Annotated in this window: 9 protein-coding genes, 1 tRNA gene and 1 pseudogene; 5 read left to right on the forward strand and 6 right to left on the reverse strand. The window is 66.6% G+C overall.

Annotated features, from left to right (window positions below):
- The first annotated feature begins 45 nt into the window (after positions 1-45).
- From CBI38_RS05150 to CBI38_RS05160, 3 genes and pseudogenes are all read left to right on the forward strand, one after another.
- Positions 46-16,793, forward strand: a pseudogene (locus CBI38_RS05150) (amino acid adenylation domain-containing protein).
- 160 nt (positions 16,794-16,953) lie between these two features.
- A complete protein-coding gene (locus tag CBI38_RS05155; protein ID WP_109326933.1) occupies positions 16,954-18,300 on the forward strand; it encodes a lysine N(6)-hydroxylase/L-ornithine N(5)-oxygenase family protein in 1,347 nt (448 codons plus the stop codon).
- Entirely contained in the window at positions 18,297-18,548 is a 252-nt protein-coding gene (locus tag CBI38_RS05160; protein WP_109326935.1) for an MbtH family protein, read from the forward strand. Before CBI38_RS05155 ends, CBI38_RS05160 begins: the two co-directional genes overlap by 4 nt.
- A 91-nt stretch (positions 18,549-18,639) precedes the next feature.
- Here CBI38_RS05160 and CBI38_RS05165 read toward each other — a convergent pair whose 3' ends face one another.
- Positions 18,640-20,073 (reverse strand): threonine/serine exporter family protein, encoded by a 1,434-nt coding sequence (locus CBI38_RS05165; protein WP_109334865.1) that lies wholly within the window; start codon positions 20,071-20,073, stop codon positions 18,640-18,642.
- A 22-nt stretch (positions 20,074-20,095) separates the two neighbouring features.
- Positions 20,096-20,476, reverse strand: coding sequence for a nuclear transport factor 2 family protein (locus tag CBI38_RS05170; RefSeq protein ID WP_109326936.1), 381 nt, complete (start codon positions 20,474-20,476; stop codon positions 20,096-20,098).
- 72 nt (positions 20,477-20,548) lie between these two features.
- On the opposite strand from CBI38_RS05170, the gene CBI38_RS05175 reads away from it, so the two are divergent.
- Positions 20,549-20,620: transfer RNA gene (locus CBI38_RS05175), tRNA-Thr, on the forward strand.
- Positions 20,621-20,665: 45 nt separating this feature from the next.
- On the opposite strand, the gene CBI38_RS37725 is transcribed toward CBI38_RS05175, so the two are convergent.
- The 4 genes from CBI38_RS37725 to CBI38_RS38335 form a co-directional block, all read right to left on the reverse strand.
- Positions 20,666-20,824 (reverse strand): hypothetical protein, encoded by a 159-nt coding sequence (locus CBI38_RS37725; RefSeq protein WP_162603181.1) that lies wholly within the window; start codon positions 20,822-20,824, stop codon positions 20,666-20,668.
- Between the two features lie 31 nt (positions 20,825-20,855).
- Complete coding sequence (locus CBI38_RS05180; protein ID WP_230990088.1) at positions 20,856-21,758, reverse strand: SigB/SigF/SigG family RNA polymerase sigma factor; 903 nt, start codon at positions 21,756-21,758, stop codon at positions 20,856-20,858.
- Between the two features lie 90 nt (positions 21,759-21,848).
- Positions 21,849-22,025 carry a hypothetical protein gene (locus CBI38_RS37730; RefSeq protein ID WP_162603143.1) on the reverse strand — a complete coding sequence of 59 codons (177 nt, stop codon included), beginning with the start codon at positions 22,023-22,025 and terminating at the stop codon, positions 21,849-21,851.
- A 229-nt stretch (positions 22,026-22,254) separates the two neighbouring features.
- On the reverse strand, positions 22,255-22,398 hold the full coding sequence (locus tag CBI38_RS38335) for a hypothetical protein (RefSeq protein WP_204164875.1): 144 nt from the start codon (positions 22,396-22,398) through the stop codon (positions 22,255-22,257).
- Positions 22,399-22,888: 490 nt separating this feature from the next.
- On the opposite strand from CBI38_RS38335, the gene CBI38_RS05185 reads away from it, so the two are divergent.
- Positions 22,889-23,206 carry a MerR family transcriptional regulator gene (locus tag CBI38_RS05185; protein ID WP_109326940.1) on the forward strand — a complete coding sequence of 106 codons (318 nt, stop codon included), beginning with the start codon at positions 22,889-22,891 and terminating at the stop codon, positions 23,204-23,206.
- Positions 23,207-23,254 lie beyond the last annotated feature (48 nt).

The following is a 23,254-nucleotide window of genomic DNA, read 5'->3' on the forward strand; positions in this document are numbered from 1 at the left end:
GTGCTGGTCGTGCGACGAGCACTCTCGACGGACGATCGGATCACCATGTCACCGGACCACTCGGCGGCTGCCCAGGCTCAGTTCCTCTCTGCGGAGAGCGCGCACACGTCTGCTTCTACGCCGACCGCGCTGCCCCTCACTGCGGCGCAGTCCGAGGTCTGGGTGGGGCAGGAGCTGCACCCGGCCAGCCCGGTGTACAACCTGTCGCTGGTCGTCGAGGTCGCTGGTCCGATCGATCTGAACCGCACGATCGCCGCTGTCCGGAAGACGGTCGAACGTGCCGAGGCGCTGCACGTGCGTTTCGAGCGGGGAGACGACGACGAACTCCTGCAGGTGCCCACATCCCCCGACGATTGGTCTCTGAGCGTCGTCGACCTGCGCGCCGACGAGGATCCGGAGTCCAGTGCGCGTGCCTGGATGGACCGTGATATGCAGACCGTGGTCGCTGTAGGGAGCGAGGAGCCCTTGTTCCACCACGCCCTGCTGCGCACCGGGGACGAATCGTTGATCTGGTACCAGCGCTATCACCACAGCATCATCGACGGCTATGGCATCACACGGCTGGTAGCGGACGTCGTCGAGCGCTACGACGACCCCGACCTCGAGACCGCCGCCGGCCCCTGGCCCCTCGACTCGCTGCTTGCCGCCGATCGCGAGTACCGCGGGTCCGCGCGCTTCGTCGCTGATCGCGAATTCTGGCTGCAGCAGTTGATCGACGCACCGGAACCCCCGCGGTTGCTCCCTCTTGTCGACGACCGGTCGGAAGCACCGATTTCGGCAGTAGTCGAGATCGACGGGGAGGACGCCGACGCCCTCTACGCCTTTGCCGCCGACGCCGGAATACGCCGCACGCGACTGCCTCTCGCGATCGTGGTGGCGTACATCCACCGGATCACCGGCAGGCGCGACCTCACGTTGTCGCTGCCGATGGCGGCGCGGGTCGGGCGCGACATGCGCCGGGTGCCAGGGATGGCCTCCACCATCCTGCCGTTGCGGATTCAGGTCGATTCCGGCATGACGGTGGGCGCGCTGGCCCGGCGGATCGACACGACACTCGTCTCCGTGCTGCGGCACGGCCGTTACCGCGGTGAAGATCTGGCCCGTGACCTGCGATCGCTCGACCCGGACCGGCAGATTTTCGGACCAGGTATCAATTCGATGATGTTCGAGCATTCGCTCACGTTCGGCGGGTTCCCGGCGTGGGTGCGGAGTTCGGCCACTGGACCGGTATCGGACCTCGACTTCTCCATTCGCGGAGGACAGGATTCGGAAGCCATCGAGATCGATCTACGGGCGCCCTACGGTCTGGATGCCGAACTCGAGGAACACCGTCGCCGGCTCGAACGCTTCGTCGGCCAGTTCGTCGCCGACCCTTCCGCGACCATCGCCACTCTCGACCCGTTGACCGAGGCCGAACGTCACCAACTGCTGACGGAATTCAACGACTCTGGGCGCGCACAGGAGTCGGCGACGATCCCCGAACTGTTCCAGGAACAGATGCGACGCAGCCCAGATGCGGAGGCTCTGGTCGCCGGCGAGATCCGCCTCACCTACCGCGAGCTCGGTGAACGGGTCTCTCAGCTCGCCCAGCACCTGCGGCTTCGCGGCGTGGGATCCGAAGACGTTGTGGCCGTAGGTTTGCCGCGCTCGGCCGAGATGGTGGTCGGGCTCCTGGCCGTGGTGTGCGCGGGCGGCGCCTTCGTTCCCCTCGACCCGTCGTGGCCGCAGGAGCGTCGCGTTGCCGTACTCGAGGACGCGGGGGCGGGCCTCGTCCTCACCGGACCCGGCGGGGTGGCGGACGCCGGTGGCAGCGCCGTCCCGGTCGACCTGGCGGACTGGGCGTACGCGGACTACTCCACCGACCTGCCCGCTCTCACCGTGCAAGGTGCCCGACTGGCGTACGTCATCTTCACCTCGGGATCGACGGGCCGGCCCAAGGGTGCGATGATTCGCCACGACGCGGTGTGCGCCCGCTTGCTGTGGCAGCGTGACGAAATTCTGCATTTCGGAACCGGGGACGCGTCGTTGTTCAAGGCCCCCTTGTCTTTCGACATCTCGGTCAACGAAATTCTGCTGCCCCTGGTGTCGGGTGGGCGGCTGGTGGTGGCCGAGCACGGCGGGGAGCGCGACCCCCAGTACCTGCTCGACCTCATCGCGCGGGAGTCGGTGACGTTCGTCTACCTCGTCTCCTCGATGCTCGACGTACTCATCGACCTGTCGCGGGGCACGGATCGGTTGTCGGTACTGAAGCATGTGTGGTGTGGCGGTGAGGTTCTCACACCGGAACTGTTCGAACGTTTCCGCGCTCAGTTGTCGACGACGCTGTATCACGGTTACGGTCCGGCAGAAGCGACCATCGGTGTGTCGCACGTCGTGTACCGGGAAGACGCCGCACGGATCGCGACGTCGATCGGCCGCCCCAACCCCGGCACCCAACTCTATGTCCTGGACGGCCACCTGAACCCGGTACCGCTCGGTGCGAGTGGTGAGCTCTACGCGGGCGGATTCCTGCTCGGACGCGGGTATGTCGGTGCGTCGGCGTTGACGGCGGCTCGCTTCGTTGCCAATCCCTTCGCCGCCGACGGTTCACGCCTCTACCGCACCGGTGACCTGGCCCGGTGGACCCCCGACGGTTCGCTCGACTTTCTCGGCCGCGCCGATAATCAGGTGAAGATCCGGGGGATGCGCCTCGAACTCGAGGATGTGGAGGCGGGACTCGCCGCGCATCCCGCCGTGCGGCACAGCGCCGTGGTGGTGCGGGAGACGCCGACCGGCGCCAAGTATCTCGCCGCCTACCTCGTGCCCGACTCCGGTTCGGCCCTGGACGATTCCGAACTGCGGACGTGGGCGTCGTCGAGGCTGCCCGAGTACATGGTGCCGTCGGCTTTCGTGATTCTCGACCGGTTTCCGCTGACGGCCAACGGCAAACTGGATCGGCGGGCCCTGCCGGAACCCGATTTCGGCGCGGCGGGGGAACAAGGTCGCCCCGCGTACCGCCGTCGAGGAATCGTTGTGCGCGTTGATGGCCGGAGTCCTCGGAGTGGAGTCGGTCGGGGTCACCGATGACTTCTTCGCCCTCGGCGGCGACAGTATCGTCGCCATCTCGTTGGTGAACCACGCCCGCAGGGAAGGGTTGTCGATCAGTCCGCGCGAGGTGTTCCAACTCCGCACCGCCGAAGCGCTCGCCCGGGCCGAGGCCGGGCGCGAGGTGGCGGCGGTCGACACGGACGACATCGCGTTCGGCGCTGTGGCCGGCACTCCGATCCTCACCCGCATCAGTGAGGCGGGAGACCAGATCACCCGGTTCCACCAGTCGGTGCTGGTGCAAACCCCCGCCCGAATTCGACGAACAGCGTGCGCGCGAAGCGCTCTCCGCCGTCCTCGAGCGGCACGATGCCCTGCGAGCACGGTTGGTTCGTGGGAAGCGGTGGACACTGTCGGTGCCGCACTGGGATCCGTCCTCGGCGTCCGACGTGCTGCGCGTCGTCGAGGTCGAGGGCAGCATGGACAAGCTCCTTTCCGAGCGGCTCGACGGCGAAACCGCGGCAGCGCTCGACCGGCTCGATCCTGATAGCGGCGCGATGCTGCAAGCCGTCCTCTTCCGGGCGGACTCCGGTTCGGGCAGGCTGCTTCTGATCGGCCACCACCTGGTAGTGGACGGCGTCTCCTGGCGCATCATTCTCGAAGACCTGGCACAGGCGGGCACTGCTCTCATCTCCGGTGCCGAGCCCGCCCTCGAGCCCGTCGGCACGTCGTTACGCAGGTGGTCTGCGCTGCTCGGAGAACGCGTGCACACAGGATCTTTCGATGCCGAACTGCCGTTCTGGAAGGCACTGACGTCGACTCCCGAACCGATGCTCGGATCCCGTGCACTCGACCCCGCGGTCGATCTGGCCGGTCAGGCCGAAACTCTCACGGTCACGCTGGCTCCCGAGTTCACCCGCCCACTGCTGTCGGCCGTTCCCGCAGCGTTCTCCGGATCCGTCAACGACGTGTTGCTCACCGCGTTCGCCGTGGCTGCCGCGAGGTGGCGGGCCGCTCGTCGCGCGGAGGCCGCGCCGGGTCCGATCCTGCTCGATCTCGAAGGGCACGGACGCGAAGAAGACCTGGTGCGCGCGCCCGGTGCACCGGCGGTCGATCTGTCTCGGACCGTCGGCTGGTTCACCACGGTGTATCCCGTGGCGATCGACGCCGATGTGGCGGACGGCGACGAGGCGCTGGCGTCGGCGCTGAAGGCCGTCAAGGAGCAGCTGCGCAGCATCCCGGGAGCCGGTTTCGGATACGGGGCACTGCGTTACCTCGGTGACTCGGTGCCGGAACTCGAGCACGCGCCGACCCCTCAGGTGCTCTTCAACTACCTCGGCCGAGTCGCGGCCGGGGGAGACGTCGACTGGTTGCCTCACGCGATGGGCGGCGCCGACGACCCACGCATGCCGCTCGGGCACGTCCTGACTTTGAACGTGATTGCCGAAGACGGCGGGGACCGGCCGGTGCTGAGCACCTCCTTCACCTGGGCGCCCGGCATTCTCGGGCGGGACGACGTCGAGGCGCTCGCCGAGGAGTGGACCACGGCGTTGTCGGCCGTAGCCGGAATCGAACGCCTGGGCGGGGGCACACCGTCGGACTTCCCGCTGGTCGGATTGACGCAGCAGGACGTCGACGCGTTGTCGGGGCCGTCCGATGTGCTCCCGCTGACGCCGTTGCAGGAGGGAATCTACTTCCAGTCGGCGTTCGAGGACACGGGTTCGGACCCCTACGTGGTGCAACAGGTCATCGAGCTGAGCGGCCCCGTCGACCCCGGCGCACTGCACCGGGCCTTGCAGACCGTGGTCGATCGGCACGCTGCTCTGCGCACCGGAATCTCGTCCGTGTCGGACGGCCGGATCGTGCAGGTGATCCGCGACGGTGTCCGGGTACCGATGGACGTGCTGGACCTCGCCGAAGTCGCGGACCCGTTCCAGCGGATCGAGGAGGTGCTGGCCGCGGATCGCACTCGCGGCTTTGTCTTCGACCGGCCGCCGCTGCTGCGCTACACCCTCGCCCGACTGGAGGCGGAGAAGTACGTTCTGCTGCAGTCGATCCACCACGTGATCGCCGACGGGTGGTCGGTGCCGGTGATGCTGCGGGAGATGCTGGCCCTCTACAGCACGTCGGGTACACCGCCGGTGTTGCCGGCACCCACCCCATACCGCAGCTACCTCGAATGGCTGGCCGCGCGGGACCGGAATGCGTCCCTCGAGGTGTGGCGAGAGGCGCTCAGGGACCTACCGGAGCCGGTGGAGTTGCCCCGCAGCGCGTCTCCGAGCGAGTCCGGCATTCGCAGCGTGCAGGTGGCGCTGCCCGTCGCGGACACCGACGCTCTCGTGGCCGTCGGCCGGGCCCGCGGACTGACCCTGAGCACGCTCGTGCACGGCACCTGGGGACTTGTCGTTGGCCGGCTCACCGGCACGGACGACGTGGTGTTCGGATCCACGGTGTCCGGGCGCGGCGGCGACCTGCACGGAATCGAATCCATGGTGGGGTTGTTCATCAACACCGTGCCGGCGCGACTACGGTATCGGCCCACCGAGACGGTGGCCGAGGCGCTCACGCGATGGCAGGACGAGCAATCGGCGTTGCTCGACCACCAACATGTCGGACTGGCCGAACTGCGCCGCGATGCCGGCTTGCACACCATGTTCGAGACACTCGTCGTCTTCGAAAACTACCCGCTGGGTGACGGCGCTGCCACCGACCCGTCCGGCTCCGTACACCTGACGAACGTGCGTTTCGACGAGCACCCGCCGTACCCGATGACGCTGATCGTCGTGCCCGGTGACACGGTGACGCTCGAGCTGAAATACGATGCCACGCGCATCGATTCGGCGACGGCGGACCGTTTCGCCGAATCGATGGTGGCTTATCTTCGCGAGGTCACTCGCGACGCCGACCAAGCCGTGTCGAGTGTGGCTCTGGCTTCACGTCGACCGGTCCACTCGGCCGTGCCCGATGCGCGTCCGGCGTTCCCCGACACGACACTCACCGCTCTTCTCGCGGAGCAGGCAGCCCGAACACCCGACGCGGTGGCTGTCGTGTTCGAGGACGAACAACTTACCTATGCCGAGTTGCATTCCCGGGCCAACCGTCTCGCGCGGCTGCTGATCGAGCGTGGCGTCTACCCGGGGTCCAGGGTGGCCGTGGCGTTGCCACGTTCACTCGACCTGATGGTGTCGCTGCTGGCGATCGGCAAGGCGGGCGGAGCCTATGTGCCGCTCGACAGCGGCTACCCCGCAGAGCGATTGGCGTACATGCTCGAGGACGCGCACCCGGTGTGCGTAATCACCGACAGCGGGTCCGCCGCTCTCGTCACCGTCGCCGGCGTTCCCCAGATTCGCGTCAGCGAAGCGGACGACTACTCGTCGGCGCCGCTGCCCGAGTCGGGCTCGCCGGGCCATCCCGCGTACGTGATCTACACGTCCGGTTCGACCGGTCGGCCCAAGGGCGTCGTCGTGCCGCACGCCGGTATCGTCAACCGACTGCTGTGGATGCAGTCGTTCCGGCCGATCACCCCGTCGGACAGGGTGCTTCAGAAGACTCCGGCCAGCTTCGACGTCTCGGTGCCCGAGCTCTTCGGCCCTCTCCTCGCGGGCGCTACCGTCGTACTCGCGCGGCCGGACGGGCACAAGGATCCGGGCTACCTCGCGAATGTTATCGTCGAAAAGTCCGTAACCAGGGCACATTTCGTCCCATCGATGCTCGAGGCGTTCCTCGCCGAGCCTGCCGCGGCCGGTTGCACCGGGCTGCGGATCATCGCCTGCAGCGGCGAGGCGTTGCCCCTGGCGTCGGCACGGCGGGTGGCCGAGGTGCTGCCGGGCGTGGAAGTCGACAATCTGTACGGGCCGACCGAGGCCTCCGTGGAGGTGAGCTACGCGGCGTCGGTGCAGAACATCGACGCTGCAGCGTCGTCGGTGCCGATCGGCTTCCCGACGTCGAACACCGGCTTGTACGTCCTGGATCGGTACTTGCATCCGGTGCCGCCGGGTGCCTCGGGAGAGCTGTATCTGTCGGGACCACAGGTGGCCGACGGATACCTCGGCAGGGCAGCGCTGAGTGCGGAGCGGTTCGTCGCCGACCCGTTCTCACCCTCCGGTACTCGCATGTACCGCACCGGCGATATCGCACGGATCAATGTTGACGGAGCCGTCGAGTATGTCGGCCGAGTGGACGATCAGGTGAAGCTGCGGGGCTTCCGAATCGAGCTCGGCGAAATCGAGGCACACCTGTCGGCCTGTCCCGGAGTGCGGCAGGCGGCCGCCGTCGTCCGTTCGGACCGGCCGGGCAGGCAGCAGTTGGTGGGCTACCTCGTGGGCGACATCGACCTCGACGACGTTCGTGCCCGGCTGAGTTCCGCTCTGCCCGAGTACATGGTTCCTGTCCTCTTCGTCATCCTCGACGCGTTTCCGCTCACCCCGAGCGGCAAACTGGATCGCACCTCTCTTCCGGCGCCCACCCCCCCGGCTCCGGCCGAGTCGGCACACGCCGGCGGCAACGGCACCGCAGAAATGCTCGCCGCCCGTTTCGCCGAGGTCCTCGGGCTCGACGTGGTCGGGGTGGACGACGACTTCTTCATGCTCGGTGGAGACAGCATCCTGGCCATCCGGCTCGTCAATCTCGCACGGCGGGAAGGGTTGACGATCACCCCACGCCAGATCTTCGAGCAGCGGACACCGGCTGCCCTCGCGAGGCTCGCAGGTGACACGCCGGCCGCCGTGGCCGAGGCCGCAGTGCCCGTCGAGTCGGGGACGGGGGCGCTGTTGCCGCTTCCCGTCGTCCACCGGCTGTCCGAGTGGAGCGGTGAGAAAGACCGCTTCAACCAGGCCGTTCTCCTACACACACCGGCCGGCACCAGCAGCGACGTGGTCACTTCCGCGCTGCGCTCGGTGATCGCCCATCACGACGGGCTTCGCCAGCACCTGACCCGGCATGCGCCCGGAGTCTGGTCACTCGAGATCGCGGAGACGGCGGAGGCGTCGATCCGCCGGGTCGACGCGACCGGACTCGACGACAAGGCACTGCGTCGGCTGGTGGCCGCGGAATCCGACGCCGCCACCGACCGGCTCGACCCCGACAGCGGGACCATGGTGTCGGCCGTCTGGTTCGACGCGGGACCGGACGAGCTCGGCAGGCTTCTGCTCGTCGCCCATCACCTGGTCGTCGACGGGGTGTCCTGGCGAATCCTTGTCGAAGACCTCGCCATGGCCTGGGTGGCCGCCGACAGCGGACAGGCCGCGGCACTCGATCCGGTGCCCACGTCGCTGCGGACGTTCTCGCGCATCGTCACGGAACAGGCGCACGAGCCGACACGTCTCGCCGAACTCGACCACTGGCTCGAGGTCACCGAACCGGGCGCCGACCTCGTCCCCGGTGTGTCCGGTACCGCGGTGGTGGGCAGTGGCGCTCGTCGCACCGTGCGCCTGGACTCCGCGCTGACGAACGCGCTGCTGACCACCGTTCCCGCAGCGGTCGGCGCTGACGTCACGGACGTGCTGGTCGCTGCACTGCGGCTGGCTGTCGATCGGTGGCGCGCAGCGAGCGAACGTAACCAGGACCTCGTGGTGGACCTCGAACGGCACGGCCGCGAGGAACTGGTTCCGGGACTCGACCTCTCGCGCACGGTCGGCTGGCTGACCAACGTCGCGCCGGTGCGGTTGCCTAGCGCCGGCGGCCCACTCGACACCCTGAAGGCCGTCAAGGAACAGCTGCGTGCGGCGCCCGACGGCGGCATCGGATACGGCATGTTGCGGTACCTCAACGCGCGGACCGCTCGACTCCTCGGGTCGCGGTCCGAGTCCCAGGTGTTGTTCAACTACCTAGGCCGGATGCCACACGCGGTGTCCGGGCCGTGGACCCCGGCGGCTGAATCCGACTCCCTCCTCACGGACCCCGATGCCGATTTCGGCGCGCCCTACCGATTGGTGATCAACGCGCTCTGCGAAGACGGCGAACAGGGTTCGCAGCTGCACGCCGTCTTCGCCTGGTCGGGAGACGACCTGAGGGAGGACGACGCGATCGCGCTCAGCGAGGGCTGGGCGTCGGCTCTCGGCGAGTTGGCGGAGTCGGTATCGGAACATCGCGGGCCGGCGCTGCTGACCCCGTCGGATCTGCCGCTGGTTCGCCTGACCCAGGATGAGATCGACCGCATCACGGCGAGCTGCCCTGCGGGCGTGGCGACGGTGCTCCCGTTGTCACCACTTCAAGAAGGGTTGTACTTCCAGGCAGGGTTCGCGGCGGGTTCGGACATCTACACGGCGCAGTTCTCGCTCGATTTCGCGCACCGACTGGACCCCGACCGCCTTGCCGCTGCGCTGCGCACCCTGCAACGACGCAACCCCACGCTCCGGGCGGGATTCGTCAGTGACGGGCTCTCGGCTCCGGTGCAATTCGTCAGCGCCGGGCTCGACGTGCCGATCACCGAATACGATCTTCGGGATCTGGGTGACACCGAACGGGCCGACTACGCCGAGGAATTGGCCGCCCGCGACCGTCTGACGCCGTTCGATCTGACGGCCCCGCCGCTGTGGCGCGTGATGGTTCTCCATCTCACCGACGACCACGACCGATTGGTGGTCAACCGGCAGTTCCTGCTGTGGGACGGGTGGTCCAACGGCCTGGTGGTGAGTCAACTTCTCGCCCTCTACGATTCGGCGGGCGACGACTCGAGCTTCGGTTCCCCGGAGGGCACCTTCGAGGACTACCTGACCTGGCTGGCCGCACAGGACCCGGACGCAGCGCAGGCGTCATGGACGGAAGCCCTCCGCGGACTCGAGGAACCCACCCTGGTGGCCGCGGCGGCGGTGGACGACCCACGGCCGCCCCAACGCCGGGACGCCGTGCTCGATGCGGACCTCAGTGAACGCCTTCGTGCCGCCGCCCGTGGTGCCGGTGTCACCTTCAACGCCGTGCTCAATGCCGCTCTGGCCGTCGTACTCGGGGTCGAAACGGGAAGAGCGGACCTGGTGTTCGGCACCACGGTGGCCGGCCGGCCCCCCGAGGTGCCGGGCCTCGACGCCGTCGCCGGCATGTTCCTCAACACCGTCCCGGTCCGCTTGACGTTGCGTCCCGGCGAGACCGTCGCCGAGCTGCTGCGCCGGGCGCAGTCCGAGCGGCTGGCGCTGACCCCGTACGACTATCTGGGTCTCGCCTCGATTCAGCGCGTCTCGGACCACCGGCAGCTCTTCGACGTGCTGTATGTGTTGCAGAACTTCGTGGACGAGAAGCAGGTGTCGGCGCTCAACGCCGCCCACGACATCAGCGGCGGCGACAGCATCGACCACACCCACTACCCGCTGACCGTCGTCGTGACGCCGGGCGCCAGCGTGAAGGTGAAGTTCGAATTCCATCCCCATCGCGTGTCGCAGTCGCGGGTGGAATCCATGCTGGCCCGCTTCGTGGACCTGCTCGCACAGTGGTCCACCGACATGTCCGGGATGGTGGGCAGTATTCCCGGTGCGGCCGCGGTCACCCCGCCGGCGAGCAGAGCGTTGCCCGACGCGACCATCGCCGACCTGTTCGCGGACGCCGCTCGGCAGCGCCCGGACCACTCGGCTCTCGTCTTCGGGGACCGCACGGTGACGTATGCGGAACTCGACGCCGACATCAACCGCATGTCGCGGCTCCTGCTCGATCACGGCGCCGGCCCCGAGAAGATTGTCGCGCTGGCACTTCCGCGGTCGGTGGAAATGGTCGTGGCGTTGTTCGCCGTGCTGCGCACCGGATCCGCCTACCTGCCACTCGAACTGGACCACCCCGCCGAACGCCTGGTGGGCATGCTCGACGATGCACACCCGGTCACCTTGGTGACCACCGCCGAGGTCGCGGGCACGCTGGCCGCGGCCCACGTCGACGTCCTCCCTGTCGACACCGCACTTCTCGACACCGTGTCTTCGGAGCCGCTGTCCGATGACGAACTCGGAAGCTTCGTGCCGGGGACGCCGGGACGGCTGGACCATCCGGCGTACGTCATCTACACGTCGGGGTCGACAGGCAAGCCGAAGGGTGTGGTCACCCCGTACCGCGGTCTGACCAATATGCAGTTCAACCACCGTGAGGCAATCTTCGAACCGGTGGTGAGCGCCGCGGGAGGCCGGCGTCTGCGCATCGCCCACACCGTGTCGTTCGCGTTCGACATGTCGTGGGAGGAACTGCTGTGGCTCGTCGAAGGCCACGAGGTCCACATCTGCGACGAGAACCTCCGCCGCGACGCCGAAGCCCTGGTGTCCTACTGCGACACCCACCGGATCGACGTCGTCAACGTCACGCCCACGTACGCGCAACACCTGATCGAGGAGGGATTGCTCGACGACGGTGACGGACGCCATCGGCCCCCTCTGGTGCTGCTCGGCGGCGAGGCCGTGTCGGATTCGGTATGGAACCGTCTGCGGGACACCGAGGGAACGTGCGGGTACAACCTGTACGGCCCCACCGAGTACACGATCAACACCCTCGGGGCGGGCACCGGCGACAGCGTCACTCCGACGGTCGGAACTCCCATCTGGAACACCTCGGCGTATGTACTGGACGCCTGGCTGCGTCCGGTCCCGGACGGTGTTCCCGGTGAGCTGTACATCTCCGGTGTCGGGCTGGCACGCGGCTACCTCGACCGGTTCGCGTTGACGGCGGAGCGGTTCGTCGCCGATCCGTTAGGCACATCCGTACGTATGTATCGGACGGGCGATCTGGTCCGCCGCCGTGAGGACGGGAATCTCGACTTCCTCGGCCGCACGGACGATCAGGTGAAGATCCGCGGCCACCGGGTGGAACTCGGCGAAATCGCGTCGGCGCTCGAGGCGTTGGACGACGTGCGCCAGGCTGCCGTGGTCGTCGACACCGGCCCGGGTGGTTTCAAGCGGCTCGTGGGCTACACCGTCCCCGTGAGTACTTATCAACCGCGGGATGTTAACAAGCACTCACGGGGGCTGCGCGCAACCCTTCCGGACTACATGATTCCGGCCGCGGTCATCGAGGTCGAGTCGTTGCCGATGACCGTCAACGGCAAGCTCGACGTCAAGGCGCTCCCGTCTGCGGAGGAGGTGCTCGGCGTCCACGCCGGTGCACGCACCGAACCGCGGGACACCACCGAGCGGGTGCTGTCTAACCTGTTCGGTGACATCCTCGGCGTTCCTGCTCCGGGTGTCGACGACAATTTCTTCGACCTCGGCGGGCACTCGCTGCTGGCCACTCGCCTGATCAGCCGGGCCCGGGCCGCCCTCGACACGGACCTCGGCATGCGCGACCTGTTCGAGGCGCCCACCGTCGCCGAACTGGCCGACCGCATCCGGGGCAACACGGGGTCGACGCGTCCCGTGCTGACCGTGAGGCCGCGCCCCCGGAATCTCCCGCTTTCGGCTGCGCAACAACGTTTGTGGCTTCTGCAGCAGATGGACCCGGATTCGGCGGCCTACAACTTCCCGATCGTGCTGCGACTGCGGGACGGGCTCGATCCCGGGTTGCTGGCGCAGGCACTGGCCGACGTGGTGGCGAGGCACGAATCGCTCCGCACCGTGTTCGGGCAGCACGACGGCGAACCGGTGCAGGTGATCCTCGACGACGTGCGACCCGACGTCAACGTGGTGGACGGCACGGATGCCGATCTCTTCCGACTGGTCGGCGACACGGTCGGGCGCCCGTTCGATCTGGCGACGGAGATCCCGATCCGAGCGGCCCTGATCCGGATCGGTGACGAGCAGGTGCTGGCGATCGTGTTGCACCACATTGCCACCGACGAATGGTCCGACCGGCCGTTCCTCCGGGACCTGATGACGGCCTATGCCTCCCGAGCGCAGAATTCGGCACCGGCATGGGAACCGCTCGACGTGCAGTACGCCGATTACACCCTGTGGCAACGGGAGATGCTCGGTGATCCACAGGACCCGTCGAGCCTGGTGAGCCGTCAACTCGACTACTGGGCGAAGACTCTCGACGGGGCACCCGAAGAACTGGTGCTCCCCGCCGACCGCACTCGCCCGGCGCGACCGAGCTTTTCGGGTGGTGCAATCGAAACGGTGCTGAACGCCGCCACCACGCGCTCGCTCCGTGCCTTGGCGCGCACCACCGGCACGACCATGTTCATGGTGATGCACGCGGCATCCGCGGCGTTGCTGCATCGGCTCGGTGCGGGGGACGACCTGCCGATCGGGGCACCCGTCGCGGGAAGAAGCGAGCAGGGTCTCGACGACTTGATCGGGTTCTTCGTCAACACCGTCGTGTTGCGGACGGACGTGTCCGGCAATCCGACGTTCGACGAGTTGCTGAGTCGGGTCCGCGGCATCGACCTGGCCGCGTTCGCGCACTCGGACGTGCCGTTCGAGGCGGTGGTGGAGAAGGTCAATCCCGGCCGCACCCTGGCCCGGAACCCGCTGTTCCAGGTGATGGTCGGCTACCACAGCCGGACAGCGGATGCTGCTCTCGCACCAGCTCTTTCGGTGACTCCGGTGCAGTTCGAGGAGCGCACCGCCAAGTTCGACCTGGTGTTCAACTTCACCGAGTACCTCGACGAGGACCGGGTGGAACTGCGTCTCGAGTACGGCAGCGACCTGTTCGACCGCGACACCGCGGCGAAGATCGCACGTCGACTGATCTCCGTGTTCGATACGGTCGCAGTGCAGTCGGACGTTCCGGTCGGTGACCTCGACGTATTCCTCGACGACGAACGAGAAATGGTGGTGCGTGGGTTCAACGACACCGCGCTGCCCGTGGCGGAGGAAACGTTCTACGAGGCGTTCGCACGCCACGTGGATGCCGCTCCGCACGCTGTCGCTGTGGTCGACGAGCACGGTCAGGCGTCCTATGCGGAATTGAGTGCACGCGCCGACCGCATTGCGGCACTGCTGCATCGTCGCGGGGTGTCGGTCGAGAGCGTTGTCGGGCTGGCTGTTCCGCGGTCGGTGAACATGGTGGCCGTGGTGCTCGCCGCACTGAAGCTGGGTGCCGCCTACCTGCCGCTGGACCTGAACCATCCGTCCGACCGCATCTCCTACATGCTCGCCGACTCCGGCGCGCAGGTACTCGTGACGACCATCTCGGAGAGCCCGCGCATCGCAGAGGTCGACGGACTGAGCCGCGTCCTCCTCGACGACGCATCGATTCTCGCCGAACTCGACACCGCGCACGGCGAAGATCTGCCGTGTCCGCCGCGAGGTGTGGACCACGCCGCGTACGTCATCTACACGTCGGGTTCCACCGGAAAACCGAAGGGCGCGATCCTCACTCACGACGGCATTCCCAGCCTGGTGGCCACGGCGCAGGAGCGGATGCGACTGGTTCCCGGTTCGGTGGTCATGCAGTTCGCGTCGATCGGCTTCGACGTGGCGGTCTTCGAGCTGTCGATGGCCCTGTGCACGGGTTCGCGTCTGGTCATCGTCCCGGACGACGCCAGGGTGGCAGGACCTGAACTCACCGACTTCATGGCCGAGCACGCGGTGACGCACGCGATCATCCCGCCGTCCCTGCTGGCGGCGCTTCCCGCAGGGTGCGTCGTCCCCGAGGGATGCACGGTGCTGGTGGGAACGGAGACGGTGCCGCCCGAGCTGATCGGCCGATGGGCGGAAAGGCTCAATCTTCTCGCCGCGTACGGGCTCACCGAGGCCACGGTCAACAACACTCTGTGGCAGGCCGAACCGGGCTGGACCTCGGCCGTGCCGATCGGCATCCCCGACCCCAATGAGCAGGCGTACGTGCTCGACGACCGCCTGCAGCCGGTCCCGCCCGGGGTGGCGGGGGAGTTGTACATCGCCGGGCGTGGGCTCGCACGTGGGTATCTGGGCCGGCCCGACCTGACCGCGGCACGCTTCGTGGTTTCGCCTTTCGGTGCCGCGGGTTCGCGGATGTACCGGACGGGTGACCGGGCGCGTTGGCGGGCAGACGGCAACATCGAGTTCCTCGGGCGTGTCGACGATCAGGTGAAGATTCGTGGATTCCGCATCGAACTCGGCGAGATCATCGCAGCGCTCGGGAGTCATCCGGGTGTCAAGCAGGCTGCTGTGCTGGCAGACAGGGAGGGCGACATCGTCCGGCTCGTCGGCTACGTGACCCCGTCGGAGGATCCCCTGTCCGACGCCGTGGACCCACGGGCCGTGCGCGAGCATGCGGCCACACGACTACCCGACTACATGGTGCCCACCCTCGTCGTGGTGCTCGACGGCGATCTGCCGTTGACGCCGAACGGAAAGCTCGACCGCAAGGCGCTTCCTCTGCCGGACTGGTCCGCGTTGACGGGGGACGGTACCCCCCGGACGCCGGAGCAGAAGGAGATCGCCGGCGCGTTCGCGGAGATACTGCACCTGCCGTCGGTGGGGATCTACGACAACTTCTTCGACCTCGGTGGAAACTCGATGGCGTCGATGCGGTTGGTGGGCAGGATCCGTCAGCGATTCGGCGTCGACATCGGCATCCGCGACATCTTCGACAGGTCCACGGTGGCCGAACTCTCGGCAATCGTGATCGCTGCCGGCGGCAGCGGGAGGCCGGTGCTCGCACCGGCGTACCCACGCCCGGACGTGGTGCCGTTGTCCGGTCCGCAACGCCGGTTCTGGAATCAGTTCCGCGCGGCCGGAAGCGACGCGACGGCCAGTCATGCACTGTCCCTGCAACTCCGCGGGACGGTCGACCCGGACATCCTGGCGCAGGCGTTGGGCGATGTCGCGTCCCGTCACGAACCGTTGCGCACCGTGTATGTCGAGATCGACGGCACCGTGATTGCGCAGGAAGCGGTTCCGCCGATGCTCGACGTGGTCGACGTCGGCGACGGTGACGTGCACCGCACGGTCTTCGCCCTGGCTCAGAAGCCGATGGACCTCACCGAGGAGTCGCCGCTCCGTGCCCATCTCGTCGGCGGTGCGGACGGAACCCAGGCCCTGCTCCTCGCGATGCACTACATCGCGGTGGACGAGTGGTCGGTGGTGCCGTTGCTCGGGGATCTGCTGGGGGCGTACGCCTCGCGTTCGGACGGCAGTGCCCCGGAGTGGGAACCGCTGCCGGTGAGTTACCCCGACTACGTCGTGTGGTCGCAGTCGCTTCTGGGCCACCCGGCGGACCCGGGCAGTCGGCACGCCCGACAGCTCGCGTACTGGCGGGAGCGGCTGGCCGGACTACCGGCGCAGTTGGAGCTGCCTCGCCCGGTTTCGCATACTCCGCCGCGGGCGGAGATCGTGCCCGTGGAGATCGACGCGGATCTGCACGCCGCGATCGACGTGCTGGCGAGCCGTACCGGAACCAGTCTCTTCATGGTGTTGCAGGCAGCGCTGGCGACCATCCTGACGCGGCACGGTGCCGGTACGGACATCCCTATGGGTTCTCTGGTCGCGGGGCGACCGGAGGAGGCGCTGGACCACCTGATCGGCTGCTTCTTCAACATCGTTGTGCTACGGACGGACACGAGTGGAGAACCGGATCTCACGGAGCTGTTGCGGCGTGTCCGTGCGAACAACCTCGATGCCCTGGACAATCAGGACATCGCCTTCGCCGAGGTCGTGGACGCCCTCGACGAAGGCGACGCGTGGGTGATGCGTCCGCAGATCATGCTGGTGCATCACGAGCAGGCACGCCTGTCGCATCTCGGTGCGTTGGACGGGTTGATGCCGGTGCCGGTCGGAGTGCCGGATGCAGACCTGACTCTGAGCTTCTACGAACCCGTCGGAGAAGGGGCGGTGCACGCCTACTTCTCCTTCTCCTCGGCGGTGCTGGAGTGCGACACCGTGGCGAGGTGGGCCGCGGAGTTGACGGCGCTCGTGGCGAACTGGAGCGGCGAGGTGGCATGACTTCACGTGATCCGGATCGCAGAGTCGGGGCCGAGATGGCTGTCCCAGAGGGGCTTTCTTATTGGTACTGTGCTCGAAATAAGGATAGGCTTCACTACCTTCTAGGGCAGACGGCAGCTGGGTCGGGTGCGACGCGGCGTCGAGGACGGGACAGCGTGCTATGAACGAATCGCCGGAAAAGGTCGATACGGATCTCCCAGTGCGAGATGTCGTGGGTGTCGGGTTCGGACCTGCGAATCTCGCACTGGCGATTGCCATCGAAGAACACAACGCGAACTGCGCGCCGGGAGAGCAGATCAGCGCGCAGTTCCTGGAGAAGCAGGATCGTTTCGGGTGGCATCCCGGAATGCTGCTCGACGGGGCGACGATGCAGATCGCTTTCCCCAAGGACCTCGTCACATTCCGCAACCCGCGTAGCGCGTACACCTTCTTCAACTACCTCTTCGAGCGCGGCCGTCTCGTCGATTTCGTCAACCACCAGACGTTCTTTCCCACCCGGCACGAGTTTCACGACTACCTGCAGTGGGCCGCGGGACGTGTCGGCGCGGACGTCCGGTACGGCACGGCGGTGGAATCGGTGCGAGGAATTCGCAACAGCGAGGGAATGATCGACCGTTTCGAGGTCCGGGCGTCGGACGGCACCGCGGTGATCGCCCGCAACGTAGTGATGGGTGCGGGTCTGCGCGAGCGCATTCCGGAGTGGGCCACGCCCTCCGTGCGGTGCTTCCACAATCATCAGTTCCTGTTCCGCATCGGTGAGTTGCCCACCCTCGCCCACCAGCGATTCGCCGTTCTGGGGGCCGGCCAGAGTGCTGCCGAAATCGTGCAGTACCTGCACGCCAACTACCCTGAAGCCGAAGTCCACAGCGTCTTCTCGCGGTACGGCTACAGCCCGGCGGACGACAGTCCTTACGCCAACCGCATCTTCGATCCGGAGGCCGTGGACGATTTGCACGGCGCACCCGAGGTCGAGCGGCTGCGGCTGCTCGATGTCCATCGCAGCACCAACTATTCGGTGGTGGACATCGAACTCATCAACGAGCTCTATGCCAAGGAGTACCAGGAGCGGGTTCGTGGTCGCCGCCGCCTCTTCATGCGCCGCGCCTCCGAGATCGTTTCCGTCGAGGAAAGTTCGGACGGTATCGATGTGGCGGTACGCAGCGCCGTCGACGGCCTCACGGACACACTTGCCTGTGATGCGTTGATTCTTGCCACCGGGTTCACTCCGGCGCCTCTCGAACCGCTCCTCGGCGAACTCGCACCGGCTGTGCATCCGCCGCGTGAGGTGGGGCGCGATTACCGGCTGGCGGTTTCGCCGGACGTCACAGCGGGAATCTACCTTCAGGGCGGCACGGAGAAAACGCACGGAATCACGTCGTCGCTCCTGTCGAACGTTGCCGTGCGGGCGGGAGAGATCTTGACATCTGTCGTAACACGGCGTGGCCGGATCGGCACGCTTGCTAGTGTGAACGCACAGGACACGTATGCGACAAGCGAGGCGAGATGAGCACCAATCCATTCGATGACGAAGAAGGCCGCTTCTACGTGCTGGTGAACGACGAAGAGCAGCACTCTCTGTGGCCGACGTTCTCTGAGGTGCCGGCGGGCTGGCGTGTGGTTTTCGGCGAAGAGAGCCGCGCAGCATGCCTCGAGTACGTGGAGAAGAACTGGACGGACATGCGGCCGAAAAGCCTGCGTGAGGCCATGGAGGCCGACGAGAAGTCGGGTGGTCGCCACAGCGTCGACAAGAGCTGACCTGCTCGGAGCTGCACTGCGGTGACAGCTCGCCGAGGCCACGGCCGTTCGATCCGCCCCGGTAGGGACGGATCGAACGGTTCCGTGTCTCTCAGGCCGCCCCGGGCGTTTCCACAGGCTTCCGCCGCCTCGTCTTGATGACGGGGCGGCGGATGTTCTCTGTGTACCGCAGGATGCGCGGCCTCCGGAGGGTCCTGGCCAGCCATTCGCCGAGTGTGACGCCCGCCGCAAGTGCGCAGCCGATACCGAAGGCGGCGAGCAGTGAGCTCAGTCCGATCACTACCTCGTTGTTGAGCAGCGCATACAGCCCTCGATACAGCGAGAGGCCTGGTAGCAGTGGGGTGATGCCCGCCACGGCGACCACCAGAGGCGGTGTGAGGGCTCGTCGAGCCATCAGACCACCCGCAAAACCGACCACAGTCGCCGCGAGTGCGGAGCCGATGATGGGCCCCACTCCGAACTGGTGCGCCACCATGTAGACCAGCGACCCGGCCGCACCGCCCATCCAGGCCGCCGTCAGCGCACGCTGCTCGGCGTAGCAGGCAAGCGCGTAGAACATCGATGCGAACGCGCCCGACATGACCAGCACGGGCAGCTGGGTGAGCTCGTTGATCTCCACGTTGACCGGCGGAAGTGTGGACCCGAACAACCCGGTGACCCGCAGCGAGATGGCCACACCGGCGATGATGCCGCCGGTCATCATGACCACTTCGAAGAATCGGGCCGCCGCGGTGATGGGTGCGCCCGTGATGGCGTCCTGCACGGAGCCGACCAGTGACAATCCGGACAACAGCACCACCACGCCGGCCGCAATGATCTGCGACGGTCGAACTTCGACACCCAGCTGATCCTGGAACGTATAGAGCGTGGCGGCCGGGGTAGCGGCCACGAGACCGCCCGCCACCTGCTGGAAGAAGAACGGCAGCCCCACCCGGTTGAGGACGCGGTTGACCCGGTAGATCACCATCGTCGTGAGGAAGGCGACCGATGCCACCAGCACCCCACCACCCATCAACACGGAGATGGATGCGGCCATCGACGACCACGCCAACGTCGCGATCCACCGGTTGTAGGGGTGCGGCGCCGTGGTGACAGCGGTCAGTGCCTCGTGGGCCTCGCTCGGAGTGACGGCCTCGCGGCGAATACGCCGAGTGAGGCGATCGACCGCGGCGAGGCGGGTGAAGTCCATGGAGCGGTAGTGCACGATCCGCATCGTGCTCGCGGGAGGAAGGGTGGGCCCGCGGTAGGCGGAGAGGACGATCGAGTTGTAGGTGACGTCCACGTCGCACTGCGCGAGGCCGTAGGTCGCCGCGATGAACTGCACCTGTTCGGCGGTGTCCATTGCGCCCGTCCCCGAGGCGAGCAGAACTTCACCGACCCGGACGGCGAGGTCGAGAACCTCGGCAACCACCGCGTCGTCGGTGAGGTCGATCGGCTGGAGTGGTGTCGGCGCCGCCGTCACCGTGTCGACGGTGGCCCGGCGGTCGCCGGTCAAACGCTGGAGCGTGTCTGTGAGCTTTGCCATACCCTCTGTGAGCTTCGCCATACTACGTGTCTGAGACACGATCCTTCTCGGTCAAATCGGTTGCTTTCAACGCTGCATCGAGTGTCTCGTGGCGGAAAGTGGAGATGACCTGATCGTGGACTACTCGGAACGCGGACGCCACAATACTCGTCTCCTCGGGTGCGGTCGCCCACGTGGCCTGCTGTTCGACGACGATGACGCCGTCGTAGTAATACATTCGCTTCGGGATCAGCGTGATGTTCGCGGTCGACGCCCATTCCCGCAGCGGCGTCAGGCCCTGGGTCGCACCCTTCGGTCCACCCATCTCGATGTCGTCACTCGACAGCGATAGCAACGTGTCGATGTCGCCGGAGTTGAGGGCGTCGTGCCAAGCAAGGACAGTGGCGATCTCCGAGGTACTCATGGCATCAACGCTATCCAATATGGCCGGAGGACGACGGCGTTCTCCTTATGGATATGATGGGCGCGCGTGTCCGCCTCCTTAGCTCAGTGGTAGAGCACTCGCCTTGTAAGCGAGCGGTCGTCAGTTCAATCCTGACAGGAGGCTCAAATACCGATCCTCGTGCCGAGTGTGGCACGAGGATCGGGGCCCCTATGGAATGAACGTGTCCCTCAGCAGGGCGGCGGGGTCGGCGCTTTCCCCGGAGTCCGCCGTCGATCCACGGTCGGGGCGGCTTGCGGTGTCGGTGAGGTCCTCACGCCGACCATGTGCTCGGGCTCGTCCCCTGACCTTGTCGAGAAAACTGACCATCGGCACTCCTTTCATGTTGACGACACATGCGTCATTCGAGCTTGGTTCGCAGATCCTTCAGTGTCTTGGCCAGCAGTCGCGAGATCTGCATCTGCGATACGCCCACCCGCGCGGCGATCTGTGACTGCGTCATGTTCCCGAAGAAGCGCAGCACGAGCACGGTGCGCTCGAGGTCGGGCAGCGCGTCCAGCAGCGGTTGGACGGTCACGTGATTTTCAACGCGGGACAACGCCGGATCGATATCACCGAGCGTCTCCGACAGCGGCCTTTCGTCGTCGGTGAGCGGGTAGTCGACCGAGAGGGTGCTGTAGGCGTTGGCTACGCGCAGTCCCTCCAAAACCTCGCTCTTGTCGATGTCGAGCGCCTTCGCCAGTTCGCTTGCGGTAGGCGCCCGACCGAGCGTGGTGGTCAGTTGTTTGGTGGCTCCCGTGAGGGCGAGGTGAAGCTCCTGCATACTGCGCGGCACGCGCATGGCCCACCCGGTATCCCGGAAGTGGCGGCGCACCTCGCCGGTGATGGTCGGGACCGCGAAGGACACGAAGTTCGCTCCGTAGCTTGCGTCGAATCGGTCGACGGCCTTGACGAGACCGAGACGCGCCACCTGGATCAGGTCGTCCAGCGGTTCTCCACGTTCGTGGAATCGGCGGGCGATGTGTTCGGCCAGCGGGAGGCATCGTTCGATCAGCCTCTCGCGCAGCACTTCCCGGCGTGGATCAGAGGCGTCGAGCTGAGCGATGGCTTCGCATTGTGCGGGTACGTCACGGTACTGATCGCGAGCGCGGTGGGTGCTGTCCGGTGTACGCGCCGGGCGAGGATTCGGCGGGACATCGACGGAGAGCTGTGTCCGGGGCAGCTGCCGGCACGTCGTAGAGGAGATCGGGGTGGTGCGGCGGAGCTCGCGGGGTGCTTCGGCGAGCGGGATGGACATGGTCATGTACTCAGCCCTTCTCTGACCGGCCGGTATCAGCGGGAGCGCTGATGGTGTCGGCAAAAGTCTTCGTTGTGGTGAAGCGGCGGTGCGGCCCTAATCCACGAGTGCCGGGGCGTTGTCGACGTCCCGGGCCGCAAACATGGCCTCGATGCGTGCCTTGATCTCCTCCGTGCTCATCGCGCTCGCGCTCCGCCCGGTGGCGAATCGAGTGGGGGCGGAAACCGATGAAGCAGTGGGCATGATCATGGCGTCCTGTCGTGTGGTCTGCATTGTTCTCATTCTCGAGCGGATTGGTGGGTAGCAGCGAAGAGGCCGACGACCCCGAGGAGGGCTGTGCTGACCAACGCAGCAAGGGGAATCGAACCGGTCGCAACGGCCGTGAACCCGGCAATGACCGACACTCCGATTACGCACTGGACGGCGACGGAGACGATCACGGACGGTCGCGCTATCACCCTGGTCTCTCTTTCGACGGCGATGCGAGTTGCTTCGAGTCGGGTCAGGTCGGAAGCGAATCGAGGACGGCGAGGGTGCTGAGGGCGAGCGTCGCGAGGAGGCCACTGACGATTGCTCCTCCGCTGCCCGCTCGAAGGACCAGGACCTCTCCGTCGTCGGGGGTCGCGTTCGCATGTCGGCTGGCCATCGTTTTCTCCTTTCCTCGCGCCCGGCAGTCTGTCGTGCGATGTCCGCTCGATGTCTGACCGAGAACTTATCTGCGTTGGTGAAGATAGATTTTGTTGTACAGCCCCGGAACTAGAAGTTCAAGCGAGCCGATCAAGAATTTTGTTCGTCGAGCGCCGCGGTATCTGCCGGAGAGGCCTTGTCGGAGGGAGGGTGGCACGGTTGAATTGCGCGTTTACCTGCGGTTTATCGGCGGGATTGGGCGGTGCGGAACGTGCGTCCAGCGCAGGCGTGGGTCGCCCGAAAAGTGGGATCCGACCTAGCGGTTGTGGCGGGAGTGCGCGTCGTCAAGTTGTGTGGCATCGCGATCGTGACGAAGATTGTCGATGGGCTCCTCCGCCGAGGGGTCCACCTCGACCGAATTTGTACCCCCCGCGTCACATTGTGTCTGTCGATCCTTGATAGGATTGGTATTCCCTGAGAAGAAGGGAGATCCGGTGACGTCCTCTCAGATGCCACCTCGTTCGAAGCGAGGTGTCTACGGGATCTCGGTGACGTCGGAGCTGACGGGCATCGGGCCCCAGACTCTGCGGTTGTACGAACGGCGCGGATTGATCACGCCGACTCGTACCGGTGGCGGCACGCGGAGGTACAGCGAAGACGACATCGCGCGCCTCGACAAGATCACCGAACTCGTCGCCGACGGAGTCAATCTGATCGGTATCCGCCAGATTCTCGAGCTGGAAGCGCAGAACGCGCTGTTGGCGGCGCGAAACGCCGAATTGGAACAGGCAGTCGAATCTCAGAAGTCGCCCCACGCGGGGGTGTGAACACGCGTCACCCGCGCAGCAGCTGCCCGCGGGTGACTTCTCGTCACG

This window comes from Rhodococcus oxybenzonivorans (assembly GCF_003130705.1).
Taxonomy (GTDB): domain Bacteria; phylum Actinomycetota; class Actinomycetes; order Mycobacteriales; family Mycobacteriaceae; genus Rhodococcus_F; species Rhodococcus_F oxybenzonivorans.